Genomic DNA, 2249 nt, shown 5'->3' with positions numbered 1-2249 from the left:
TCTATTGCCAATTTATCAACGGCTTCACGCGGTGCTTTTGCACGTGATATACGTCCGTTTGGTTCTCTTACCTGCCCTGCTATTTTAGGGCGTCCCCTTTTTTTATTTTTTTTCATAACACCGCCTTTTATTTAAAAAGGAACACTGTCATTCATAACGGTATGGGGCGTATCAAGAGGTCTGTAAATGCTTCTGTCATAAGCAGATGACTGATCTTGATTATCATCATTTTTGCCATCTAAAAGCTTTAACTCGCCTTTGTACTGAGGCAATATGACTTCTGTTACATAGCGATCAACACCGTTTTTATCTTGCCATTTACGGGTTTGTAGTCGCCCCTCGATATAAACTTTGCTGCCTTTATTCAGATACTGGAGTGCTACTTTTGCCAAGTGTGGATTAAACACCACAATGGAATGCCATTCGGTTTTGTCTATTCTTTTATTGGTTGCCTTGTCTGTATAGCTCTCAGACGTTGCCATTCGAAAATTGACCACCTCGATGCCAGATGACATTGTTTTGCTTTCTGGATTAGCACCTAAATAGCCAATTAAAATCACTTTATTAAGCATGTTTGTAAGTCCCATTAAATGATGTAAAGATCATAACATGTTTTATGTGTTTTTACAATGTTTTCAGTTGTCTAATAACAATTATTTAAAGTGTTACATTATGTTCTAAATCACTAAAGCGTGTAAAATCGGATTGAAAGGCAAGGGGAACGATTCCTGTCGGACCATGGCGTTGTTTTGCTATAATAACCTCGGCTTTACCCTTGGCTTGCTCCATTGCCTCTTGCCACTTGCTATACTCAGCAGTGCCTTCTTTTGGTTCTTCATTTTTGAGATAGTATTCTTCACGATAAACAAACAGCACAATGTCGGCATCTTGCTCAATTGAACCAGATTCACGTAAATCGGAGAGTTGTGGACGTTTATCGGTTCGGTTTTCAACTTGACGCGAAAGTTGTGACAGAGCAATGATGGGAATATTGAGTTCTTTTGCAAGTGCTTTTAATCCGGTGGTAATGGCTGTAATTTCTTGAACGCGATTTTCTAATGAACGTTTTGAACCGCTTGTCATGAGTTGGATATAATCGATAATCAAGACATCTAGACCATGTTGTCGTTTAAGACGCCTTGCACGAGCGGACAATTGTGCAATAGACACCCCACCCGTTTGATCAATATAAAGAGGGATTGTTTGTAAGGAACGCATTGCGTGAATAATTTTTGCAAATTGCTCTTCTGAGATATTACCACGGCGCATATCAGAAGAAGAAACCTTTATTTGCTCTGAGATAATACGAGTTGCAAGCTGTTCAGTTGACATCTCAAGTGAAAAGAAACCAACAATACCCCCTTCATTGGCTTGGCTGTTATCATGACGCTTGCAAGCATTGGCAATATTAAAAGCAATATTGGTCGCCAGTGAGGTCTTCCCCATCCCAGGGCGCCCCGCAAGGATAATCAAATCAGATGCTTGTAATCCCCCCATTTTCTCATCAAGTGTTTTGATATGGGTAGCTATCCCTGAGAGCCTTGAGGAACGCTTTTTCGCAGCACTTGCCATGTTAAGTGCTTTTGCAATGGCTGTATCAAAATTTTCAAACCCACCCCCGTATTTTCCCTTTTCTGCCAATTCAAACAACTGATTTTCAACAGTTTCAATTTGTTGTGATGTTGTAAGTTCTACAGAAACATCATAAGCTCTATTCACAACTTGAGTGCCAAGGTTAATTAAAGAGCGTCGGATAAACAGATCATAAATGACGCTCCCATAATCTTTAGTATTAATGATTGTGACTGCCTCGGTAGCTAAACGCACCACGTAATTATATACAGTGATGTCACCAATTTTCACATCATTTTCAACAAAGGGCTTAATAGTAATGGGATCTGCAACTTTTCCATTTTGAATAATTTGTGAAATGATATCAAAAAGCTTTTGATGCAACGGTTCAAAAAAGTGCTCTGCTTTTAAAAAATCAGAAACGCTATCAAGAGCATTATTATTGATAATGATAGCACCCAGCAAAGCTTTCTCTGCTTCAATATTATGGGGCAGTTGACGAAAAGAAGATTGTTCTTCTGTTTGAAAAGAAGGTAAATTAACAGCGTTCATTTTATTCATTATGATTTAAATTGATTTGATAAATGATAATTATAAATCACTGAATCTACAGTGTGAATCCCATTTTTATTTTACTTAACAGCTTGCTTTTTGATACGTTTTGTGCAATAAAGAGA

Annotated in this window: 2 protein-coding genes; both read right to left on the bottom strand. The window is 38.2% G+C overall.

From position 1 onward, the window contains the following. Window positions 1-131: 131 nt before the first annotated feature. Complete coding sequence (gene ssb, locus ACFIM6_RS09745; RefSeq protein ID WP_375612657.1) at window positions 132-572, bottom strand: single-stranded DNA-binding protein; 441 nt, start codon at window positions 570-572, stop codon at window positions 132-134. Window positions 573-657: 85 nt separating this feature from the next. Beyond that, window positions 658-2133, bottom strand: coding sequence for a replicative DNA helicase (locus ACFIM6_RS09740; protein ID WP_375612656.1), 1476 nt, complete (start codon window positions 2131-2133; stop codon window positions 658-660). Window positions 2134-2249 lie beyond the last annotated feature (116 nt).

This window comes from Bartonella sp. AA9NXGY (assembly GCF_042196845.1).
Classification (GTDB): domain Bacteria; phylum Pseudomonadota; class Alphaproteobacteria; order Rhizobiales; family Rhizobiaceae; genus Bartonella.
The sequence above is the reverse complement of the archived record's forward strand: the minus strand, read 5'-3'. Positions and strand labels throughout refer to the sequence as shown.

What these genes read in the sequence shown, in the direction of transcription:
- ssb (WP_375612657.1), bottom strand. Translation starts at nt 572, where the DNA reads ATGCTTAATAAAGTGATTTTAATTGGCTATTTAGGTGCTAATCCAGAA.
- ACFIM6_RS09740 (WP_375612656.1), bottom strand. Translation starts at nt 2,133, where the DNA reads ATGAATAAAATGAACGCTGTTAATTTACCTTCTTTTCAAACAGAAGAA.